The organism is Streptomyces sp. NPDC032198 (assembly GCF_040636975.1).
Classification (GTDB): Bacteria; Actinomycetota; Actinomycetes; order Streptomycetales; family Streptomycetaceae; genus Streptomyces.
On sequence record NZ_JBEZVL010000046.1, the window covers coordinates 1 to 1,881 of the forward strand.

The window sequence follows — 1,881 nt, forward strand, 5'->3', positions numbered from 1 at the left end:
TACTCCAGCCGTAGATCGTGATCTTCATGGCTGGACGGCCGCTTGATGTCGGTAGTGGCACCGGCGGGCGCGGGCTTGATGCCGACGTCGCCAGTGTGACCAGCGCAGGCGGTGTGCGAGGTCGAGGTCTGGGCGGATCAATGCCGCGAACAGGTGCTGGATCTCGTTGCCGGTTATGGGGATCAGGCCGTCGGGGGCGGGTCGGTCGCGGCGTTCGGCGGCTGCAGTGCAGACGAGGAAGGCGTGGGCGAGCATGGCGAGGGTGGCCCAGCGGTGCCAGGAGGTCCAGCGGCGGACCTGGTGCTCGTCCAGGCCGATCAAGCCCTTGCTTGCCTGGAACGTCTCCTCGATCGTCCAGCGCCGTCCGGCCACCCGCACCAGCTCGGACATCGGCACCGGACGCGGTGAGAAGCAGCGGTAGAAGGCGAGTTCACCGGTGCGACGGTTGCGACGGACCAATAGGCACCACTGACCGGGCCAACCGGCGGCGTCGTGGATGTCGATCTGGGCCCAGTCGTAGTACCGCTCACCCTTCGCGCCTGCTCCGGCCGACAGCCGCTGCCAGGCCCGCTTCGGGATCCGCGCGGCCAGGGTCTTCGCCTGGAACTTACCGGCGGGCGTGATGACGGAGTGGGTGCTGGACACTGCCAGGACGTAGCCGGTCCGACGATGTTCCAGGGCGGTCCGCAGGTGCGGGTTGTCGCCGTAGACCTCGTCGCCCGCGACCCAGCGCGCGGGTGCTCCCGCGTCCAAGGCCCGCTCGACCATGCGGGCGGCAAGCTGGGGCTTGGTGGCGAAAGCCAGGCCGTCGGGGATGCCCGCGCTCCGGCAACGGTCCGGTGCCTCGGTCCACGAGCGCGGCACATACAGGGCTCGGTCGATGGCGGCGTGTCCGCGGGCGGCGGAGTACACGAGATAAACGGCGACCTGGGCGTTCTCGACTCGGCCGGCCGTGCCGGTGTACTGACGCTGGACGCCGACGGTCGCGGTGCCCTTCTTCAAATCGCCCGTCTCGTCGACCACGAGCACCGCCTCGGTGTCGCGCAGGTGCTCGACCACGTAGGCGCGTATGTCGTCACGAATCGCGTCGGCGTCCCATTTCGCCCGGTGGAGCAGGTGCTGCATGCCGTCCGGAGTGGCATCGCCCGCGTGCTCGGCCAGGGTCCAGCAGTTCTTCCTCGGCAGGTCCGACAGCAGCCCGGAGACCAACCGCCGCACCCGGCGACGGGGTTCAACTCGGGAGAACCGGCCGGCGATCCGGCTCATCAGTCCTTCGAATGCCTCCTGCCAGTGGGCAGGCACTACGTCGGCGTCCGAGGCCGCCGCGTGATCATTGGTTGTCCACACAACACCCCATGATCAACGGCGGCCTCGGACGCCACCGAAGCCAGTAGTCGGGCCCCTCGACTCGGTAGCGAACGTCGACACCGGCGACGAACCGCAGCTCACACACGAGCCGACGGGCGCCGTCCGGCGCCAAGCGGTGCGGCGCCAACAGCAGCTCCAGCTCGTCATAGCGGGCGTCGACTCCGCCGTGGCCCGGATGGCTCTCCTGTCCGACCTCGCCCGCCTGCTGGCGCTCATACCACCTGGCGTAGATCGCCCACTGCTCGCGCTCCAGCTCCGCCACCGACTCGCTTGCGGGCCAGACCTGGTACTCATTGACTTCATGGCTGTGGTCGTAGACGTGCATCGCGAAGTAGTGAGGCTTCCCGTCGATGTCAGCTAGGCCGGCCAACGGTTCGCCGTACCACTCCGACTCGGTGTACACACGCTCGAAGCCGTCCGCGATCAACTGCTCTTCGCCCCAGATCTCAGCCACCCAGGCAGGCTACCGGCGAGCAGCCTCCGTATCCATGATCACGATCTACGGCTGGAGTA

General features: G+C 68.3%; 2 protein-coding genes. Both read right to left on the reverse strand.

Annotated elements, in window-relative coordinates; all coding sequences use genetic code 11:
• Positions 1–24 precede the first annotated feature (24 nt).
• Positions 25–1,266: an IS701 family transposase gene (locus AB0E78_RS41815; protein WP_361844957.1), complete on the reverse strand. Its 1,242-nt coding sequence runs from the start codon at positions 1,264–1,266 to the stop codon at positions 25–27.
• 64 nt (positions 1,267–1,330) lie between these two features.
• On the reverse strand, positions 1,331–1,822 hold the full coding sequence (locus AB0E78_RS41820) for a hypothetical protein (protein ID WP_361844960.1): 492 nt from the start codon (positions 1,820–1,822) through the stop codon (positions 1,331–1,333).
• Positions 1,823–1,881: the final 59 nt, after the last annotated feature.